We start from the raw sequence: 3,206 nt of genomic DNA on the forward strand, positions 1-3,206 counted from the left end.
CGACTGCAAGATAAATAGAAACAGTTATATTTTGCGCGTGCGGTTCGCGGTGCGTGCAAAATTTGCACGAGTTCGATTTTTATTCCTGAATCGTCGCTAATTGTTGCCGATTGAGATAGTGATAGTGTCCGCGTTTAGCCATTAGTTCCACATGCGTGCCTTGCTCGATGAGGATGCCTTTATCCAGCACCAAAATTAGGTCGGCGTTTTGGACTGTCGAGAGGCGATGGGCGATAATTAGCGTGCTGCGATCGCGCCTAATTTGCTCCAAATTGTCTTGAATAATCCGCTCTGATTCTGCATCTAAACTACTAGTAGCCTCATCAAATACCAGCAAGCGCGGGTCGCCCAGCAGGGCACGCGCAATCGCCAGCCGTTGCCGTTGTCCGCCAGAGAGCATCCCGCCGCCTTCGCCGATTTCGGTTTCGTAGCGCATCGGCATCTTATTAATAAATTCATCCGCACCAGCGAGGACGGCGGCGCGTTCGATCTGTTCTTGAGCTACGCCTGGTTGGGCGAGGGTAATATTACTCTTGATGGTACCGCTAAACAGGAATGTATCTTGATCGACAACGCCAACTTGCGATCGCCAGGAATGCAGCGAAATTGTGGTCAGATCTTTGCCATCAATTTTAATGGTGCCGCTCGTGGGTAAGTATAAACCCAAAATCAATTTTGCCAAGGTAGTTTTCCCCGAGCCGCTACGCCCGACGACAGCGATCGTTTGGCCGGGGGCGATCTCAAAGTTAATATTTTCTAATATATTCAGCTCGGCATCTTTACTATACCGAAATGTCACATTTTCAAATTTGACATGACCTTGAAATCTGCCCAAGTCTTGGTAATTAATATCCCCATCTTCTTCTGGTTTGGCTTCAATCACATCGCACAACCGTTCGATCGCAATCCCAATTTCTTGAATACTCCCCCACAATCCCACTAACCGCTGAAAGGGACTAATCACATTCCCAGAGAGCATATTAAATGCAAATAGTTGCCCGATCGTAAATTCGCCCGAAATTACTAGAGCTGCACCGACCCAGGTTAATGCGGTACTGCTAATCGTATCGATCGCCGAACTAACTGCGCCGAGTTTTAATCCCACCATTTGGCTGCGAAAAGATTGCTTGATTTCTTTATTCAAGCGTTCTTCCCACTGCCAGCGGACGGATTTTTCAACTGACATTGATTTGACCGTGCGGACGCCATTGAGAGCTTCAATCAGGTAGCTATTCTCGTGATTTGAAGCAATAAACATCTCCCGCGACATTTTCTTGAGAAATGGTGTCGAAGCCAGATTGAGAATTAGAAAGGGCGGAATCGATATCAGCGTTACCAGAGCTAATTTCCAGCTATAGACAAACATCAGCGTGGCATAGACGAACACCGACATTAGATCTAGTAATACTCCTAAAGATTGGCCGGTAATAAAACTCCGAATCTTATGATTTTCCTGAATCCGCGAGATGATATCCCCAACATGACGGGCATCAAAATAACTCAAGGGCAGACTGAATGTGTGCCGAATAAAGCCAATCACCAACGCCGCATCGATCCGATTGGCAGTAATCGCCATCAGATATTGCCGCAGGGACGACATGGCAATCTTGAAAAAGCCAAAAATGACTAGCCCAACTCCAAAGGTGGCGAGACTGCTAGCCGATTTGTGAATGACCGCGCGATCGAGAATTAACTGCGTGAAGATCGGCGAAATCAGTCCGAATAATTGCAAAACGATCGAGGCAATAAAAATTTCGCCAATGACCACTTTATGCGGGGCAATCAGTTGAAATAACTGGAAGAGATCGGTAGATTTGCCCTCGACCTTTTTTGCTAGTGCCAAAGTCGGCTCTAATAACAAGCAAAAATCCGTCCATCCCTGCTTAAATTCGGCATGTGTTAATTTTCGCTGACCGATCGCCGGATCGCAGACAATGACATGCTCAGTGGTAATCTCAAACACCACGATATAGTGGTTGCCCTGCCAATGCGCGATCGCCGGGAGCTTTTGATTTGCCAGTCGCGCGAGGCTAGCTTTAACGGGGCGACAATTAAAGCCGATCTTTTCGACGGCATTAACCAAACCTTTGAGCGACGCGCCATCGCGACTGACGTAGGCGAGTTCTCGCAGCCGATTGATATTCAGCTCTTTGCCCCAATACCTGCCCACCATCACGATGCAAGCCGCACCACAATCTGATGCCCCTTGTTGAGCGTAGAAGGGATAGTTGTGGGTGACATGCTGCCACCAATGCCCGATTTTTTGCCTGGGGGTAGGAAAATAAGCCGCACTGAGTTTTTGCTGCCCTTTCCGCTCTGTCTGTTTGGGAGTTGGAGTTGGTTGTAAGGCAGTCTCGATCGCGGGTAAAGCGGGAAGTTGAAAACTAGTCACTGACTGGCGATCGATAAAATCTGGCGCAGATTGAATGAGGGGGAGTGGGGCAATTTCACCGCGCACGACTCGATCGAATTGTTGGGCGGTTTGACTCAGATATGTCTGGATCTCTGGGTATTTTGCCCACAGAGACAAGATCGCCGCTCTGGGAATGAAACCAACCTGAATGCCGCTACCACTCACTACGAGCGGGGATTTGGCAATATAGGTCTGAAAATCGGCATCGGGAAAGAGGCTGCTTTCACCGAAGCTCTGACCGATAATGAGGGCGGCTAATCGATCGTCTTTGCGATCGAACAGGCGGATTTTGCCAGTGAGGACGATGTAGATACCAGGATTTTCGCTGCCAGATTGCCAGAAGGTGGTGCCTGGATCGATCGAGAATAGTTGAGCGTGGGATTGGATTTCGATCAGATCCGATCTGTCGATTTCAATCCCCAGTGCGGGGATTAAGTAAGATTCGGGGATAGTGGCAGTCGCAGCATTTTGAACCATAGCTAGAAAAGTGGCAGATCGCTAGATGATTATTTAATAGTGAGTATTAGTTATCGATCGATATAGTGGCGATCGGGCTTTTTAAAATATCTGAAAATCTGAAAAACCTTTGGATATTGCTGACATTAAAGAGGCACCAGTCACGGAAGCGATCGCTGCCAATGTTCGCAGTAGTAATAATGGTGCAATATTTCCATTTCGTGCTTCAACTTGCTGAGAAATAATAGTCCCTGTTCTCATAAAGCCTGGAAGTTTATCTGGATGGTAGAGCTGGAAATAATCGACAGTTAGCGATCCTACTAAATACGCAGGAACA

General features: G+C 47.6%; 2 protein-coding genes. Both read right to left on the reverse strand.

What is annotated here, in order from left to right; all coding sequences use genetic code 11:
- Window positions 1–79 precede the first annotated feature (79 nt).
- Complete coding sequence (locus RMO84_RS04660) at window positions 80–2,890, reverse strand: peptidase domain-containing ABC transporter (protein ID WP_310487316.1); 2,811 nt, start codon at window positions 2,888–2,890, stop codon at window positions 80–82.
- Window positions 2,891–2,971: 81 nt separating this feature from the next.
- A partial coding sequence (locus tag RMO84_RS04665; protein ID WP_310487317.1) for a hypothetical protein occupies window positions 2,972–3,206 on the reverse strand: 235 nt, incomplete at its 5' end.

Source organism: Chamaesiphon sp. VAR_69_metabat_338 (assembly GCF_031423935.1).
GTDB lineage: Bacteria > Cyanobacteriota > Cyanobacteriia > Cyanobacteriales > Chamaesiphonaceae > Chamaesiphon.

Coding starts and splice junctions, on each gene's coding strand:
- RMO84_RS04660 (WP_310487316.1), bottom strand. CDS start 2,890: ATGGTTCAAAATGCTGCGACTGCCACTATCCCCGAATCTTACTTAATC.